This window comes from Amycolatopsis sp. NPDC043887 (genome assembly GCF_056435665.1).
The window spans coordinates 17,954-34,638 of record NZ_JBWKEB010000001.1; the positions used below are offsets into that span (position 1 = coordinate 17,954).

Consider the following 16,685-nt stretch of genomic DNA (forward strand, 5'->3'; position numbering starts at 1 on the left):
ATGCGGTACTTGCGTGTGCAACTACCGCATCCAGAGGACTAATTGCGGATCACAGCTGGCCGAGCACCTTCTCCAGGTAGTCCGCCAAGTCGTAAAACGAGTCCTGGACGGGGTTGCCCGCGCTCGGCCGGAACCGCAGCACCTGCGGGTCGTGGTCGCTAGCCTGCTTCGCGAACTCCGCGTTCAGGTGGACGACGTCGTAGTCGAGCCCGCGCGGCGCCTTCGACGTCAGGATGTGGTCCAGCACCTGCGACTGCCCCTCGAAAACGTAGCTGTACCGCTCGTTCTCGGGCAGCGACGCGATGAGGTCCTTCAGCGCGCCACCGGCGGTCAGCGTCTGCACGGCGGGCGAGAACGGGTAGTCGTTGATGTCACCGGCGACCACGATGTTCGCGTTCTTGTCCGACGCGAGCAGCTTGTCGACGAAGCCGCGTAGCACGGTCGCCTGCTTGGCCCGCTGCACCTCGGAACTCCGGACCGGCGGCTGGTTGCGGCCGTGGGCCGGCTGGTCGCCACCCTTGGAGTTGAAGTGGTTCGCGATGACGAACACGGTGCGGCCCTTGAAGACGAACTCGCCGACCAGCGGCTTGCGGCTGGATTCCCACGCCTCGTTCCCGGGCTCGACGCGGCCGGGCGAGACGGTGAGGTGGGTCTTGCCGCGCTCCTTGACCACGCCGGCCGGAGTGGTCGCGTCGCCGCCCTTACGGTCCACAAAGGATACCCGCGCCGGGTTGAACAGGAAGCCGACGCGGATGTTGCCGCCCGGCTGGCCGCCGTCCTTGCCGTTCTCCGGGTCGATCTGACGCCACTCGTAACGCGGGCCGCCAGCGGCGACGATCGCGTCGGCGAACTTCTGCAACGTCTGGTCCGCGGCGACGGTGCCGTCGTTCGCCGGCCCGTTGTTGTCCTGGATCTCTTCCAGGTTCAGGATGTCCGGCTTCGCCAGGTTCCCGACGACGGCCTTGGCCAGCTCGCCGAACTTCTCCGCACTGTCCAAAGCGGACAGGTTCTCGACGTTGTAGGTCGCCACGGAAAGCTCACCACTGCGCTGCGCACGGGTGCTCTCGCGCTGCAACCCGTTGTCCTTGGCGGCGCCCAGCTTCGTCGCGAACAGCGTGTAGCCGCCGAAGTTGCTGTACTCCACCGGGCCGGAGGTCTCGCCGGTGAGCACGTCGCCGGTGTTGACCTTCGGGAACGGCTGCTGGGCGAACGGGATCAGCGACGCGACCTTGAGCACGCCGGTGTTGAGCCGGTCGTAGTCCAGGTACACCGCGCCGCCGCGGACGCTCGGGTTCTGCTTCGGCTTGGTGGTCACGTAAAGCTCGTTGAACCTCGACGTCGGGCCGACGACGCGCGCGTCGGAGACGCTGACGATCTCGCTCTCGTGCGTCTCCCAGAAGTCCAGTGAGTACTTCGCGGGCTCCAGCGGCAACGGTTCGATGCTGCCGCCCGGAGCGGGGGCGACAGTGTCCGGGACTGTGTCCGGCGAGACGACGGCCGGGGCGGGCAGGGCGTTCCCGCTCGACTGGACCGTCCATTGTGCACTGGTCAGCTCGGTGAGCGACTGGTACGGCGAGGTCGCGGGAGCGTCCGGGTAGAACTCGCGGACGGTGCCCGCGGCGGTCACCGCGTCGCCGACGGCCACGGCGGGCGTGGTCGAGCCGGTGAAGACGAACAGGCCCTCGCTGGTGCGCGGGTCGGCGTCGGGCGCGGTGTCGGTGATCCAGAACCCGCGCGCCGAACCAAAACTCCGGATCGCGGTGACGACGCCGGTGACCCCGGCGACCTTCCGGTCCTTGAACGGCGAGATCCGGGTGGTGCCCTGGATGTCGTGGATCTTGGCGTCGACCGGCGGTGGGCCGGTCTCGCCCGGCGTCTCACCCTTGCCGTTGGTCGGGGTGGGCGAGCCTGAGGTGAAGTCCGCGGCGTTGTCGTCGGTGTCCGCGAGCGTCGTCCCCCTGGCGACGGAGGCGGTGTTGGACGGCGCCGGCGCCGTCGAACCCTCGCGGATGACGGCGGCGGCGCCGAAGCCGACCAGATCCTTGATCCGGGTGTCGGCCGCGCAGTCGGCGGCCGTCTTGCAGGTCAGCGCCGTGGTGCCCTGGACGAGCGCGATGGTGCCCGCGGTCGCGGACAGGGCCAGCGAACCGGTGACGTCCGGTGACGGCAACGCGACCGTGCCGCCCGAGCCCTTCGCCTGCGCGATGAGGTACCGCGCACCCGGAGCGACACTGCCGGCCAGCGGCGTTACCTGCCAGCTGTTCCCCGACGCGGGCGCGTACTGGACGCTGAAGCCGTCGAGGCTCACGGCGGCCGTGCCGCGGTTGGCGAGTTCGACGAAGTCGTTGGTCAGCGTGGCGCCCGAATTGCCGCCACCGCCGTAGACCTCGGCGATCACGGCGTCGGCGCTGGGCGCGGCGAGCGCGGTCGGAGCGGAGACGCCGCTCACGACCAGGCCGGAGGCGACGGCCACGGTCAGGGCCCGTCTCCGGGCGGCACGTCGGGATGTGGTCACGCTGAGTCCCCTTTTCACAAGATCGGTCGAGGCATACTCCCCCGAACAAGTGAAATGAGGAAGACGACAAGACAACGATTCGTCACCGCTAGCCCGTTCGGACCCTGGTCGCGCCGAGTCACCGCGTGCGAAGATCAAGCTCCGCCGCCTGTTACACACCAGGAGGCGTCTTCATGCGCAGACTGCTTTGCGCGCTCATCGCGGCCGGTCTCGTGATCCCGGTTCCCCTGGCGGCCGCCAAACCACCGGAGAAGGCCGCGTTCGAGGTGATGACCCCGGCGAGCACGGTCGCGTCGCGCACCGACCGGCGGCCGAACGCGGGCGGGATCTTCGACCCGGTCGCGCGCAAGACCTTCATCTCGTGGTCCGGCAAGGCCGCGGACACCTACGTCCAGGCCTACGACCACCGGACCGGCGTCTGGACGGCGCCGAAGAAGATCGCCGACGGCGAGTCCGATCCGCACAACTACCCCACGATGCTGCTGGCAGGCGACGGGCATCTGCTGATCTTCCGCGGCATGCACAACACGCGGACCGTGATCAGCCGCGCGCCGCTCGCCCATTCCCTCGACGGCACCTGGACCGGCGTCGAGGTCCCGGAGGGGGACGCGGCGAGCTATCCGATGCCGGTGAAGACCGTCGACGGCACGCTGTTCCTGTTCTACCGCGAGACCACGAAGGAACTGGATCCGACGGCGGACTCCGACTTCCGCCCGATGAAGTACCTCGTTTCCCGCGACCACGGGAAGACGTGGAAGAACTCCGTGCGGTTGACCGGGAAGCGGTGGGCGTTCGGCTCGCTGGGCCGGGCCGACCACATGGACGAGATCTATGTCGGGCAGCTGCGATACCTGCCGTCGAGCGGGCGGATCCAGTTCGTCTACACGCTCGCGGGCGGCGGGCCGTCGCAGCACAAGCACGACGTCTACCACCGGAACGTCTACCACCTGTCGTTCGACGTCCGCACCCTGCGCTTCTTCTCCGCCGCGGGCCACGACCTCGGCACGCAGGTCGACGACGCCGAACAGGAGCGGTATCTCAAGGTCGCCGAAACGCCGCTCGAACTCCCCGGCGGGCTCAAGTCGCCGGACTACATCCTGCAGGTCGGCACCCAGCGCGACGGCAAACCGTTCGTCACGTGGTTCCAGTTCGACGCCGCGGGCTCGCCGCGCGATTTCGCGGCCGCGTGGAACGGCCGGAACTGGGAGGTGCGCGAGGTCGCGAACGGGCTCCGATTACGCGAGATCGAACAGCTCAATGGCGGCACTTGGCGCGTTTACGGAACCCGCGACGGAAAACCGGGCATTGAAACGTTCCTGCTCGAGAACGGCCGCGTCTGGCGGCCGGAAACGGTGATCACCACACCGAAACCGGTCCAGCGCGTCGAAGTGATCACCGGTTTCCGGGACCCGGCCCGCATTCTGGCGACCGGCGCGTCCAGTGCCCGTGACGTCTCCGTGGCCGACGGTGACATTTATGTCGCGGGAGTCCCGCGCAAATAGCCCATTGGTGTTCCGCTGCCTTAAATGAACCTCAAGTCCGGGTACGACCCGGCATTCCCGGAGCTACCTTTGGCGACGTGAGCGAGGACACAAATCCTCGGCTCGCGTCGCCGGAGGAGGTGTCCGATGAACTGGCTCATCGTCGGTACGACACTGGTTCTGCTGCTGACCATCGCGCTCGCCGTCGATCTGCGCGACCGGAAACGCGGCGGGCGGCAGGTGGCCCATTTCGGCGGAGCGCGGCTCGACGCCGTACTGCGCGAGGCCGACATGGCCGACCGGCACACGACCTTCTGACGCTCGCCGGGGAGGGCGAGCAGGGGGAACTGGGGGCGCACCGCCGGTGCACGGGACCCGTCGGGGGAGGACGGAGCCCGTACACCGGCGGTGTGTCGTTTCGCCTCGTGAGTGGAAAGGACGGTTCTAACCGTCCTTTCCACTCACGAGGCGTTCGGTGGGCCCGTTCCGGCGCCCGTGCCCGCCTGAAGTACATGAAGGTCGAGTTCCCTCGGCGACCCTGAAGGAAGTGAAGGCCTCCTTCACTACCCTCAGGGTAGGGAAGGAGGCCTTCACGGACACACGATCAGCCCCAGCCAAATCCAGTAGGCACCCAAGACGCTCTTGGCCCTAACCGTCCTTGCCACTCACGAGTCTTTTCGCGCCGGCGACCGCCGCCTTGCCCGCGCCCTTCGCGCTCGCGGCCAGGAACGTCATCCAGTCGAAGTAGTCGCGCCACAGCACGATCCGGCCGTCGCGCACTTCGAACGTGCCGCACACCCAGAACTCGGCCTCCCACGATCCACGTCGCAGGACGTCGGTGCGCTCGGTCAGCACGATCGGCCCGTACACCGGCGGTGTGGTGGGTGCGCGCCTCGAACCCGCTGCCGTAGCGGGCCATGGTGCGCAACTGCTTCTCCACCGCCGAAAGGCCGGGGGCAGCGGGACGTTCTGATAGACGATGTCGATCGCCACGAAGCCGAGCGCCCGATCGATGTCGAACTCTTCGAGGGCCTGAAGGAAACCGGTCACCACTGTCTTCGGATCCGTCATGCCCGCCAAGGCTGATCCGATTTTGAACCGCCGGAAGGTCACAGCCGTATCACAGGAGGAGAGGGGCCGCTTTCCCCTGACTACGGAGGTATCGATGCGACGGCGACTGCCGATGGCCCTGTTCGGGCTGGTCGTCTGGGTGCTCGCGGGCTGCTCGACGGCCACGGGCGCCGCACCGGCGACACCGGGCGCCAACCAGGCCGACATCACCTTCTCCCAGCAGATGGTGCCGCACCACCAGCAGTCGATCCAGGTCGCGAACCTGGCCTCGGAACGGTCGGCCTCGGAGTACGTGAAGGCCACCGCCGCCAAGATCGTCAAGGCCGAGTCGGCAGAGGTCCAGACGATGACCGGCTGGCTGCAATCGTGGAACGCGGCCGTTCTCCCCGCGGCGGGTCACGCCGGGCACGCGATGCCGGGGATGATCACCGAGGGACAGGTCGCCTCGCTGCAGAACCTGTCCGGCGCCGAGTTCGACAAGGCGTGGCTCCCGCTGATGGCCGAGCATCTGCGCAACGGTGTCGCGATGGCCAAGACCGTGTTGTCGTCGGGCGAGCACGCCGAGACCAAGGCGCTCGCGCGGGAGATCGTGGAGAACCAGACGGCGGCGATCGACGAGATCACCGCGCAGCTTCCCTGACCCCCTGAAGACTCCGGAAGGCCCTCCGGTATTGTTCTCGGCGGTGGCGTGTCCGAGCGGCCGAAGGAGCACGACTCGAAATCGTGTGACGGTTAATACCCGTCCGTGGGTTCAAATCCCACCGCCACCGCAGCGAAGAGCCGGTCTCCACGGAGACCGGCTCTTCTGCGTCCGGGACTACTTGTTGAACTTGTCCTTGAGGTCCTGCACGCCGCCTTCCGCACGGTCGCGCAGGTCGTGCCCGGCCTCCTTGACCTGGCCTTCGGTCTGGTCGGCCCGGCCGGAGTTCGCGAGGTCCTGGTTGCCGGTCTTCTCGCCGAGCTTCTCCTTGGCGGCGCCGATGGCCTGTTCGGCCTTGTCCTTCGCCTTGTCGAAAACGCTCATGGCGGATGTTCCTCCTTCGACCGCGGCCGCCGTTTGCGGCCGCCTGCCTCCGGATTACCCGGGCCACGGGATCCGACACATCTGTCACCCGGTGCGGTTACCCCGTTGCCCGTGGAAGAACTCTTCGAGCAGGGCCGCGCATTCGGCCTCCAGCACGCCGCCGACGACCTCCGCGCGGTGACTGAGCCGCCGATCGCGGACGACGTCCCACAGCGACCCCACGGCCCCGGTCTTGGGTTCCCAAGCGCCGAAGACGACCCTCGCGACCCGGGCCATCACGAGCGCGCCGGCGCACATCGTGCACGGCTCCAGCGTCACCGCGAGCGTGCAGCCTTCGAGCCGCCAGCCGTCGCCGTAGCTCTCGGACGCGGCCCGCAGCGCGAGGATCTCCGCGTGCGCCGTCGGGTCGCCGAGTTCTTCACGGGCGTTGCGCGCGGAAGCGAGCGGGGTCCCGTCCGGCGACAGGACGACGGCGCCGATCGGCACGTCGTCGCCCGCACCTCGCGCCGCCGCGATCGCCGCCCGGACGGCGGCGATGTCGGCGGCGGAGGCGGCGGGGCTCAGATCTCGTCCAGGATCTTGGAGAACTCGGCGGCGAACCCGCACCGCTGCGCGACCATCTGGAGCTGTTCGTCCGGATAGAGGTCGACCTCGCCGACGATCACCTGCAGTTCGGCCCCGGGGAGTCCGAGGTCGGACAGGATCTCCAGGTCGCCTTCCGGCCAGACCGCGTCATCGTCCTCGTCCGGGGGATCGACTCTCAGCACGTCGAGGACGTCCGCGGCGATGTCGTAGTCGAGCGCCGCGGCGGCGTCGGACAACAGCAACGAGGGACCTCTGGGGCTCGGCCGGACGATCACGAAGAACTCGTCGTCGACCGCCAGCAGCCCGAACGCGGCACCTGTGGAACGCAGTTTCCCGAGCTCGGTGATCGCAGCGTCGAGTTCGGCGAGCGCCCCCGGATCAAGAGAGCTGCACCGCCACCGACCGTCCTCCCGCACCACGGCCACCGCGAACCCCGTGATCGGCTCTTGCACCGCCATGCGCACACCGTATTCCGCCCGCATTCGGAACGCACGCACGGTGCGCCCGAAGCGCCGCATGCGCCACTATCGAGACATGACCGGACCCACCGACCTGCCCACCCTCCCCGACGCGCGCTTCGCCGGATTGCTGGAGGAAGCCCGCGCGCTCCAGACGAAAACCGTAGAGCTCCGCCGGGAGATCCACCGGAATCCGGAGATCGGGCTCCACCTGCCGAAGACCCAGTCCTCGATCAAAGCGGCCCTCGAAGGCCTGCCGCTCGAGATCATCGAGGGCAAATCGACCACCTCGCTGACCGCCGTCCTCCGCGGCGCGAAGCCGGGCCCGGCGATCCTGCTCCGCGGCGACATGGACGCGCTGCCGCTGCACGAGGACACCGGCCTCGACTTCGCCTCCGAGGACGACGGCGCGATGCACGCCTGCGGGCACGACACCCACGTCGCGATGCTGGCGTCGGCGGCACGGCTGCTCAGCGAGCACGTCGACGAGCTGGCCGGGTCGGTGGTGTTCATGTTCCAGCCCGGCGAGGAGGGCGAGCACGGCGCGCGCCACATGATCCACGAGGGTGTGCTCGACGCCTCGGGCGAGCGCGTCGAGAAGGCGTTCGGCCTGCACATCTTCACCTCGGCCGCGTCCGGCGTCGTGCAGACGCGGCCGGGGCCGATCATGGCGTCGGCCAACAGCTTCCACGTCACCGTCACCGGCAGGGGCGGGCACGGCTCGGCGCCGCACCAGGCGATCGACCCGGTGCCGGCGGCGGCCGCGATGGTGAGCGCGCTGCAGACGATGGTGACCCGCAAGGTCAGCGTGTTCGAGCCCGCGGTGGTCTCGGTCACCCGGATCGAGGCCGGGACGACGACGAACATCATCCCCGAGACGGCGTTCCTGGAGGGCACGATCCGCACGCTGTCCGAGCGGACGCAGGCGTTCGTCCGTGATGAGCTACCGAAGGTGTGCGAGGCGGTCGGCGCGGCGCACGGCGTCCGCGTGAGCGCCGAAGTCCTCCCCGGCTACCCGGTCACGGTGAACGACCCCCAGGTCGCGGCGCGGGTGCTGGATCTGGCGGCCGAGGTCCTCGGCGCCCGCAACTCCGAGGTCATGGAGAACCCGGTGATGGGCGCGGAGGACTTCTCCTACGTCCTGCAGCGGATTCCGGGCGCGTTCGCCTTCCTCGGCGCCTGCCCGCCCGGCGCCGACCTGGCCACGGTCGAGGCGAACCACTCGAACCGGGTGGTCTTCGACGAGGACGCGATGGCCAACGGCGTCGCGATGTACGCCGCTTTCGCGCTGGACGCCCTTCGGTAGCCATTACACAACAGCGTTGATTTAATGGGTGCCATGAGCGATGACACCCCGGCCGTCCTGGCCGCACAGGAGGAGCGCCTGGTCTTCCGCCGGTTCGACAACGAGACCGCGCTGAAGCTGGGCGCCCACCTGCTCGCGGCGGCACGGGACCGCGCCCTCCCGGTTACGGTCTCCGTGCGCCGCGGCGGGCAGCGGCTGTTCCACGCGGCGTTGCCGGGCACCTCGGCCGACAACGACGCGTGGATCGACCGCAAGAGCCGCGTCGTCGACCGTTACGGGCACAGTTCGTTCCTCGTCGGTGAGCAGTTCCGCGCGAAGGGCACGACGTTCGAAGCCGATTCCCGGCTCGACCCGGATCTCTACGCCGCGCACGGCGGCGTGTTCCCGGTGATCGTCGAGGGCGTGGGCCCGGTCGGCACCGTCGGCGTCTCGGGATTGCCGCAGGCCGACGATCACGCGTTCGTCGTCGAGCAGCTGGAACTCTTCCTCGCCACGCGGTCCTGAGCGGACTCCGACCCGCCTCTGACCTGCCGAAAGAGAGCAAGGGACCTTTGCTACCACCTCCCGCTGGGGAGCGCGGTAGCAAAGGTCCCTTGCTCTCCGCGCGCAGCACAGCCGAGGCGACCGTGTGGTTTTCGGGTCATCGAACGCGCCAAATCCACACGGTCGGTCAGCACTGCTACGCGCAGTACAGGGTGGGTGGATATAGGGACGTCGAGTGTCTCTATATCCACCCACCCCTGCCCGCTCCGACCACTCGTCCCAAGTTTCAGGACAACCGGTCCATTTCTCCGCCGTGCTACCGTAAGGCGTCACATCATATATCAGATAGGGCATGCCAGTGACCTCCTCTTCCCGCTTCGGCGAGCGGAAGCGGCGGCTGTCCGGGGTCGTGGCCATCCCGGTGACGCCGTTCGACGCCGACGGCGCCGTGGATCCGGACGCCTACGCGAAACTGGTGGACAGGGTGATCGACGGCGGGGTCGGCGTCGTGACACCGAACGGGAACACCGGCGAGTTCTACGCGCTGGACGCGGCCGAGACCCGGCACTGCCTCGAACTGACGGTCAAGGCCGCGGCGGGCCGGGCGAGCGTGGTCGCCGGGGTCGGGCACGACGTCCGGACGGCGATCGGCGCGGCGCGGCACGCCCGTGAAGCGGGCGCGGATCTGATCATGATCCATCAGCCGGTGCACCCGTATGTCTCGGCGGAGGGCTGGGTCGAGTACCACCGCGCCATCGCGGCGGCGGTCCCGGAGCTGGGTGTCGTGCCGTACGTGCGCGACGCGCGGATCGAAGGCGAGCGGCTGGCCAGGCTCGCCGACGCCGCGGAGAACGTCATCGGGGTGAAGTACGCGGTGCCGGATCCGGTGCGATTCGCGGCGGTGGCACGGGACGCGGGGATCGATCGCTTCACGTGGATCGCCGGGCTGGCGGAGCTGTCGGCACCGGGTTACTTCGCCGTCGGCGCGACCGGGTTCACGTCGGGTTTGGTGAACGTCGCGCCGTCGCTCTCGCTGGAGATGTTCCGCGCGCTGCGCGACGGCGACTTCCGCGGCGCGATGGCCTGCTGGGAACGCGTCCGGCCGTTCGAGGAGCTACGGGCCGCGGACGGCAACGCCAACAACGTGAGCGTGGTGAAGGAAGCGTTGGCACAGCTGGGTTTGTGCCGCGCCGACGTCCGGCCGCCGAGCCGCGCGCTGACCGGCGCGGAACGGGAGCAGGTCTCCGCGGCACTGGCCGGCTGGGGCCTTTTCTGACCGTGTCCGCACCCACTGGGGCGGGCGCGGACACGGTGACAGGTCAGAGGTCGTGGCCATCGACGATCGCGGCGTGGCCCTGATGGGCGCCTCGGGGCGCGCGTACGGCGCGGCGGGCGGCTGCTCACCGGCGAAGCCGGCGGGACCATGAGCGCGAAGAACGATGTCTGGCCGGTGCTCCTGTCTCCGGTCGAAGCTCGCGACCGGACGGAACCGGGGGAAATTTCCCTCGATGTCTTCGACTGTACGCCAGATCGTGCCGCTTTGGTGAATTGCTTCCGCTCCGTCGCCGTGGAACACTGGAAGCAGGCCACGGAGCGACCGTGGCGTGTTGTGGTACCAGTGCCTTTTCTCGGCCGAACCAGACCCCTTTCGGTGTTTGTGAACCCGTTGCTGGATTGTCCACTTTCACGAACCAGAACGATGTGATCCCCCATGACCTCCACACAGACGAGGCAGGGCAGCGACTTCGCCGAACTGTCCAAATTGGTCAAAGACGCCGGCCTCCTCGACCGGCGGCGGAAATACTACGCGGTGAAGATCTCCTTGAACCTGCTCGCTTTCGCGGGCGGCTGGGTCGCCTTCGCGCACCTCGGGGACTCTTGGTGGCAGCTGTTCCTCGCCGCGTTCTTCGCGATGATGTTCACACAGCTGTCCTTCATCGGCCACGACGCGGGACACAAGCAGATCTTCCGCGGCCGCAAGGCGAACGACGTAACCGGTTTCGTCCACGGTGGACTGACCGGGCTGAGCTACGGCTGGTGGATCGGCACGCACACCCGCCACCACGCCAACCCCAACCACGAAGACGAGGATCCGGACGTCAACCTCGCCGCACTCATCTTCACCAAGGCGCAGGGCACCGAACGGCGTGGTTTCCTGCGCTGGATGGCGAAATACCAGGCGTTCCTGTTCTTCCCGCTGCTGTTGCTGGAAGGCCTGAACCTGCACGCGTCGAGTGTGACGGCGATCTTCCAGCGCGGCTTCAAACGGCGGAAGCTCGAGTCGGCGCTGATGCTGGCCCACGTCGCCGCGTACCTGACCGCGGTGTTCGTGGTCCTCTCGCCCGGTGTCGGCTTCGTCTTCATCGCCGTGCACCAGTGCCTCTGGGGCGTGTACATGGGCTGCTCGTTCGCCCCGAACCACAAGGGCATGCCGACACTGTCGGCCGGACACAAACTCGACTTCCTGCGCAAGCAGGTGCTCACCTCGCGCAACGTGCGCGGCGGCCCGGTCGCGGACTTCGCGCTCGGCGGCCTCAACTACCAGATCGAGCACCACCTCTTCCCGAGCATGGCGCGGCCGAACCTGAAGCACGCGCAGGTGATCGTGCGCGAGTTCTGCGCGAAGCACGGCATCGACTACGCGCAGTGCGGCTGGGCGGCGTCGTACGGCTACGTGCTCCGGCATCTGCACGAAGTCGGGGCACCCCTCCGTGCTCAACCGGCGGGTGCGCGATGACCTCCGCTTGCTCCCTCGGCGACGTCGCCGAGCCCGCCGCCGACGACCGGTGCCCGAGCTGCCCGCATCCGTTGTCCGCGCACGACGCGATCGCCCGCCGGTTCTGCACCGCGACCGCGGCCGGCGGCTTCAGCCGCGGCTGCACCTGCGCCACGAAGCCCGAAACAACCGAATAGAGGATCGCCATGAACGCCGACACCGTCCCCGTCTCCCGGTACGAAATCCGGGTCGACACCGTGAAGAAGATCGTCAACGAACACACCGACCTCGACAACAAGGCGGCGTTCGCGCTGGCCGTGCACATGGTGCGGGCGCTCGACACCGTGCCGGAGCCCGTGCGCTAGACGGTGTCCTGTAAGTCTGTTCGATGGGCTTCGTGACCCAGGTGGTTTCTGGCGGTGCGGACGGATCGGCCTCGTACCGGGTCGTACTCGGCCGCGTCCGCCCGTGCCGTCAGGGACCGCCTGAGCGCGGAGACCGCGAACAGGACTTGCAGGGCACCGCCTAGGTGTGGCCGGGGTTACTCACGCGTTAACAAGGCGTCAGCGAGGCCTCGCGAAGCGTCAGGGAGACGTTGCCGGAACGGCCGGGCCGGGTCGATCGGAGTTGTGCTGACAAGGCACTGACCGATCGACGCGGAGGTAACCGTGACGCTCAGCGAGCTCCTGCCCAGCCTCGGTTGCGAGGCCGCCGACCACCTCGAACCCGGGGTCTGGCCGCGGAGCACCCGGCTCGGCCCCGGCGGCGAACTGCTGTTCGCCGGCGCGCCGGTGTCCCACCTCGCCGCGAGGTTCGGGACACCGGCGTACCTGCTCGACGAGGACGAAGTCCGCCAGAACGCCCGCGCGTACCGGAAGGCGCTGCCGGACGCAGAGGTGGCGTACGCGAGCAAGGCGCTGTGCACCCGCGCGGTCCTGCGCTGGGTCGCCGAAGAAGGGCTTTCCCTCGACACCTGCTCGGCGGGCGAGATCGCGGTGGCCCGGTCGGTCGGCTTCCCCGCCGAGCGGATCCTGCTGCACGGCAACGCGAAAACCCCCGAAGACCTCAAGGCGGCGCTGTCCTACGGCGTCCGCCGGATCGTGGTGGATTCGCTCGACGAGATCGAGCAGCTCGGCGCGCTGGCCACCGGCGCGCAGCAGGTGCTGATCCGCGTGACACCCGACGTCGCGGCGGGCACGCACGCGGCGATCACCACCGGCACCGAAGGACAGAAGTTCGGCTTCTCGTTGCGTGAGGGCGTCCGCGACAACCTCGGCCAGGCCGTCTCCGCGGTGCTCGCGCAACCCGGGCTGCGCCTGGCCGGGCTGCACTGCCACATCGGCTCGCAGGTGTCGCGGGTGGACTTCTACGAACTGGCCGCCCGCAAGATGATCGGGGTGCTCGTCGCGCTCCGCGAGACGCACGGTGTCACCCTGCGCGAACTGGATCTCGGCGGCGGGCACGCCGTGCGCTATCTGCCCGGGGACACGGGTTTCGACATCGACGGCTATGTGCGCCGTCTGCGTGTCGCGCTCGCCTACGAATGCGCGTCGCACGGCTTCCCCCTGCCGAAACTGACGATCGAACCCGGTCGCGCCATCGTCGGACCGGCGGGTATCACGGTGTACCGGGTCTGCGCGGTGAAACGCGGCTCGCGCACTTTCGTCGCCGTCGACGGCGGGATGAGCGACAACGCGCGGCCCGCGCTCTACGGGGCGGCGTACACCGCTCGCCTGATCGGCAGGCGCAGCCGCGCGGCCAGGCGGCCGATGACGGTGGTCGGACGGCACTGCGAATCGGGTGACGTCCTCGCGGACGGGCTCTCGCTCCCCGACGACGTCCACCCCGGCGATCTGCTCGCCGTCCCGTGCACCGGGGCGTACCACCACTCGCTCGCGTCGAATTACAACCTCGTCGGCAGGCCGCCGGTGGTCGGGGTCTCCCGCGGTACGGCGACGCTGCTCGTCCGCCGTGAAACCGAGGAAGACCTGCTCAAACGCGACCTTGGCTGACGTGCCGTCCGAAATCCTCACCGCCCAGCCTGTCACGCGACAGAATCCTTTGCCCGAAGGGGCGGCGAAAGAGAATCACGACAAACAACTTAACGGCGGTAGCATTCTGGACACTTATCGATACGCTGCGCGACAAGAATCGCATGCCGAAACAAAGGGAGGGACGGCATGGGTGACGAACCACGCGCGCAGATGGAGCAGCGCACGCCAAGAGGTCTGGACAATACCGATCGCACTCTGATCGCACTGCTGCAAGTCGACGGGCGGGCCTCGTTCACGGCCTTGGCCAAGGCCGTCGGGCTGTCGGAGGGCGCCGTGCGGCAGCGGGTACAGCGGCTGCTGCGGGACGAGACGATGCAGATCGTCGCGGTCACGGATCCGGCGAACGTCGGGCTCGGCCGTCAGGCGATGGTCGGGATCAAGGTCCAAGGCGATCCGCGGGCGGTCTCCGACCAGCTCTCCGGAATGCCGGACATCCACTACGTCGTCCTCACCGCGGGAGGTTACGACCTGCTCGCCGAGGTCGCCTGCCGGGACGACGAACACCTCTTGAGTGTGCTGAACGACGACATCCGGCCCATCCCGGGTGTCGTCAGCACGGAGACACTGGTCTACCTGAAACTCGCGAAACAGACCTACGCCTGGGGCAACCTCACGCGGTAGACCTTGTCCGGTCGTGAGTGTTTTGGGTCGCCGGAACGCCCCAAAACACTCACGACACTTCGAAACCCGCTAGACGCAGTGCAGGAACGCGTCGGGAGTCCGCCGCCTGGAATCAAGACCGCGGAGGACTTTCGGCAGCGTCCCGCTGTACAGGACCCCGAGCCGCTGCGTCGCCCGCGTCAGCGCGACGTACAGTTCCGCCTCACCGCTCGGGCCTTCGGCGAGGATCCGCTCCGGCTCGACCACCAGGACGGCGTCGTACTCCAGCCCTTTGGTCGCGGAGGGCGCGATCGCACCGGGCACTCCCGGCGGCCCGATGACGACCGACGTCCCCTCGCGACCCGATTCCACGCGGGTGAACTCGGCGACGGCGTCTTCGATGTCCATTCCGGACAGCCGACGCGCCCACGGCCGAACACCGCACGAACGCACCGAGTCCGGGGGAACGGCGCCTCCCGCGAAACTCGCCAGCAGTGAAGCCGCCACCGCCATGATCTCCGAGGGCGTCCGGTAGTTGACGGTCAGCTTCCGGTACACCCAGCGATCGGCGACGTACCGGGAGAGCATCGAGTCCCACGACCGCGCGCCCGACGGCGACCGCCGTTGCGCGAGATCGCCGACGACGGTGAACGAACGGCTGGGACAACGCCGCATCAGCACCCGCCAGTCCATTTCGGACAGTTCCTGTGCTTCGTCGACCACGACGTGGCCGTAGGTCCATTCCCGGTCGGCGGCGGCGCGTTCGGCCAGCTCCCGCTCGTCTCGTTCGGCGAACCGGTCCGCCAGCTCCTCCGCCATCAGCACGTCCGCCGGCCGGAGCGCGAACTCGTAGTCGTCGTGGTCCTCTTCCACCTCGACGATTTCCAGCACCCGCTCGGCGTATTCCTTCCGCGCCAGACGCTGCCGTTCCGCCGCCCGGCGTTCGGCGGTGCGGTCGACGCCGAGGAGTTCGACGGCTTCGTCCAGCAACGGCACGTCGGACACCGTCCACGCGTCCGCGTCCTCGCGGAACAGCGCCAGGCCGGCCCCGGCCGCCCGCAACCGCTCCGGTGAGGCGTAGAGGTCGGCGAGCAGCCGCTGCGGCGTCAGTGACGGCCAGAGTCGATCGAGCACCGCGCGGAGCCCCTCGCTGGCCTCCAGGTCGCGCCGGGCGTTACGCAGCAGCTCCGGACGCGTGTGCTCGTCGTCGGACGGCAACCAGCCCGCGCCGAGCCGGTCGACCGCGCGCGTGGCGAGCGCGGCGATCACCTCCCGTTCGAAGACGGCCTTCGCCTCGTTGTGCAGCAGGCCGCTTTCCCTGGCGACCTCGCGCGCGGCGGCCGCGACCTCGGCGTCCAGCGGCACGGTGACGTCGTCGAGTTCGATGGACTCCGCCTCGACGGGGAGTTCCTGCCGGTCCGCCACCGCCGCCGCGAGCACGTCCAGGATCGCCAGTGAGCCCTTGAGCCGCTGCACCGGCGGCGGATCCTCGCGTTCGGTGCGCAGGCCGGCGACGAGGTCACCGGGCGTCGCGAAGACGGCGCTGGTCTCGCCGAGCGACGGCAGGACATGGCCGATGTGGTCGAGGAAACCGCTGCTGGGCCCGACCACGAGCACGCCGCGCCGTTCCATGCGCTCCCGTTTCGTGTACAGCAGGTACGCCACCCGATGCAGCGCCACCGCCGTCTTCCCCGTGCCCGGACCGCCTTCCACGACGACGACACCCGCGTGCTCCAGCCGGATGATCTCGTCCTGCTCGGCCTGGATCGTCGCGACGATGTCCCGCATCCCTTCGCCGCGCGGCGCGTTGACCGCGGCCAGCAGCGCGGCGTCGCCGCGTTCCCCCGTCGATTCCGGACGGCCGAAGACCTCGTCGGTGAAGTCGAGGACGTCACGGCCGAGGGTGCGGAATTGACGGCGCCGAGCCATTCCTTCCGGGGACGCCCCCGTCGCGCAGTAAAACGCGCGGGACGCCGGCGCCCGCCAATCGAGCACCAAGGGTTCGTAGTCGTTCTCTTCGTCGAAAAGACCGATCCGGCCGACGTACGAACGTTCTCCCGAAAGGGCGTCCAACCGGCCGAAACAAAGACCCTCGTCGGCGATCTTCAGCCTGGCCATCTCGCGCGCCTTGGCGCCGGCCGAGACCTCACGGTCGGAAAGCGCGAAGCCTTCTCCCCGCAGCGCACCGGCATACGCCTCCTTCACCCGCGCGCGTTCGGCGTCCAGCCGCCGGTAGAGCGACGCGACGTACTGCTGTTCGGATCGCAATTCCTCGTCGTACCCCTGATTTGACAAGTTCCCCTCACAGCGGTTAGACTGACAACACATTCGGCGCGTCGATCAGTAATTCTGATTCGGGCGCCGATTTTTTATTGTCCACCGCTTGTCAAGA

General features: G+C 68.6%; 17 protein-coding genes and 1 tRNA gene. 12 read left to right on the top strand and 6 right to left on the bottom strand.

The genetic code is table 11. From position 1 onward, the window contains the following. Window positions 1-49: 49 nt before the first annotated feature. Window positions 50-2,515 (bottom strand): endonuclease/exonuclease/phosphatase family protein, encoded by a 2,466-nt coding sequence (locus AC069H_RS00085; protein WP_478230872.1) that lies wholly within the window; start codon window positions 2,513-2,515, stop codon window positions 50-52. A 173-nt stretch (window positions 2,516-2,688) separates the two neighbouring features. Here AC069H_RS00085 and AC069H_RS00090 point away from each other — a divergent pair, with 173 nt between their 5' ends. Beyond that, entirely contained in the window at window positions 2,689-4,017 is a 1,329-nt protein-coding gene (locus AC069H_RS00090; RefSeq protein WP_478230873.1) for a BNR-4 repeat-containing protein, read from the top strand. Between the two features lie 126 nt (window positions 4,018-4,143). After that, complete coding sequence (locus AC069H_RS00095; protein WP_478224283.1) at window positions 4,144-4,314, top strand: hypothetical protein; 171 nt, start codon at window positions 4,144-4,146, stop codon at window positions 4,312-4,314. A 330-nt stretch (window positions 4,315-4,644) separates the two neighbouring features. Here the strand turns inward: AC069H_RS00095 and AC069H_RS00100 are convergent, their stop codons facing one another. Beyond that, window positions 4,645-5,067, bottom strand: coding sequence for a limonene-1,2-epoxide hydrolase family protein (locus tag AC069H_RS00100; protein ID WP_478230874.1), 423 nt, complete (start codon window positions 5,065-5,067; stop codon window positions 4,645-4,647). Window positions 5,068-5,161: 94 nt separating this feature from the next. Here AC069H_RS00100 and AC069H_RS00105 point away from each other — a divergent pair, with 94 nt between their 5' ends. Together AC069H_RS00105 and AC069H_RS00110 are read left to right on the top strand one after the other, a co-directional pair. Then, a complete protein-coding gene (locus AC069H_RS00105; RefSeq protein ID WP_478230875.1) occupies window positions 5,162-5,707 on the top strand; it encodes a DUF305 domain-containing protein in 546 nt (181 codons plus the stop codon). 42 nt (window positions 5,708-5,749) lie between these two features. Beyond that, window positions 5,750-5,837 (top strand) — tRNA-Ser (locus AC069H_RS00110). Between the two features lie 47 nt (window positions 5,838-5,884). Here the strand turns inward: AC069H_RS00110 and AC069H_RS00115 are convergent. The 3 genes from AC069H_RS00115 to AC069H_RS00125 form a co-directional block, all read right to left on the bottom strand. Further along, window positions 5,885-6,091 (bottom strand): CsbD family protein, encoded by a 207-nt coding sequence (locus AC069H_RS00115; RefSeq protein ID WP_037320359.1) that lies wholly within the window; start codon window positions 6,089-6,091, stop codon window positions 5,885-5,887. Window positions 6,092-6,175: 84 nt separating this feature from the next. After that, entirely contained in the window at window positions 6,176-6,628 is a 453-nt protein-coding gene (locus AC069H_RS00120) for a nucleoside deaminase (protein WP_478231390.1), read from the bottom strand. A gap of 23 nt (window positions 6,629-6,651) precedes the next feature. Further along, complete coding sequence (locus AC069H_RS00125; RefSeq protein WP_199745611.1) at window positions 6,652-7,134, bottom strand: tRNA adenosine deaminase-associated protein; 483 nt, start codon at window positions 7,132-7,134, stop codon at window positions 6,652-6,654. Between the two features lie 76 nt (window positions 7,135-7,210). Here AC069H_RS00125 and AC069H_RS00130 point away from each other — a divergent pair, with 76 nt between their 5' ends. The 8 genes from AC069H_RS00130 to AC069H_RS00165 all read left to right on the top strand — a co-directional run bounded on the left by AC069H_RS00130 (window position 7,211) and on the right by AC069H_RS00165 (window position 14,314). Next, window positions 7,211-8,440: a M20 metallopeptidase family protein gene (locus tag AC069H_RS00130; RefSeq protein WP_478230876.1), complete on the top strand. Its 1,230-nt coding sequence runs from the start codon at window positions 7,211-7,213 to the stop codon at window positions 8,438-8,440. 33 nt (window positions 8,441-8,473) lie between these two features. Beyond that, window positions 8,474-8,944, top strand: coding sequence for a heme-degrading domain-containing protein (locus tag AC069H_RS00135; protein ID WP_478230877.1), 471 nt, complete (start codon window positions 8,474-8,476; stop codon window positions 8,942-8,944). A gap of 331 nt (window positions 8,945-9,275) precedes the next feature. Next, complete coding sequence (locus tag AC069H_RS00140; RefSeq protein ID WP_478230878.1) at window positions 9,276-10,199, top strand: dihydrodipicolinate synthase family protein; 924 nt, start codon at window positions 9,276-9,278, stop codon at window positions 10,197-10,199. A 435-nt stretch (window positions 10,200-10,634) separates the two neighbouring features. Continuing rightward, complete coding sequence (locus tag AC069H_RS00145; RefSeq protein WP_478230879.1) at window positions 10,635-11,660, top strand: fatty acid desaturase family protein; 1,026 nt, start codon at window positions 10,635-10,637, stop codon at window positions 11,658-11,660. Then, entirely contained in the window at window positions 11,657-11,836 is a 180-nt protein-coding gene (locus tag AC069H_RS00150) for an RGCVC family protein (RefSeq protein ID WP_478230880.1), read from the top strand. The genes AC069H_RS00145 and AC069H_RS00150 overlap by 4 nt, the downstream gene beginning before the upstream one ends. A gap of 9 nt (window positions 11,837-11,845) precedes the next feature. Further along, window positions 11,846-12,004 carry a DUF6307 family protein gene (locus tag AC069H_RS00155; protein ID WP_478230881.1) on the top strand — a complete coding sequence of 53 codons (159 nt, stop codon included), beginning with the start codon at window positions 11,846-11,848 and terminating at the stop codon, window positions 12,002-12,004. 303 nt (window positions 12,005-12,307) lie between these two features. After that, the gene (lysA, locus tag AC069H_RS00160) at window positions 12,308-13,651 is read left to right on the top strand and encodes a diaminopimelate decarboxylase (protein WP_478230882.1); all 1,344 of its coding nucleotides are present in this window, start codon (window positions 12,308-12,310) and stop codon (window positions 13,649-13,651) included. Window positions 13,652-13,819: 168 nt separating this feature from the next. Beyond that, complete coding sequence (locus AC069H_RS00165) at window positions 13,820-14,314, top strand: Lrp/AsnC family transcriptional regulator (RefSeq protein ID WP_016337981.1); 495 nt, start codon at window positions 13,820-13,822, stop codon at window positions 14,312-14,314. A 69-nt stretch (window positions 14,315-14,383) separates the two neighbouring features. On the opposite strand, the gene helR is transcribed toward AC069H_RS00165, so the two are convergent. Next, a complete protein-coding gene (helR, locus tag AC069H_RS00170) occupies window positions 14,384-16,588 on the bottom strand; it encodes an RNA polymerase recycling motor ATPase HelR (protein WP_478230883.1) in 2,205 nt (734 codons plus the stop codon). Between the last annotated feature and the right edge of the window lie 97 nt (window positions 16,589-16,685).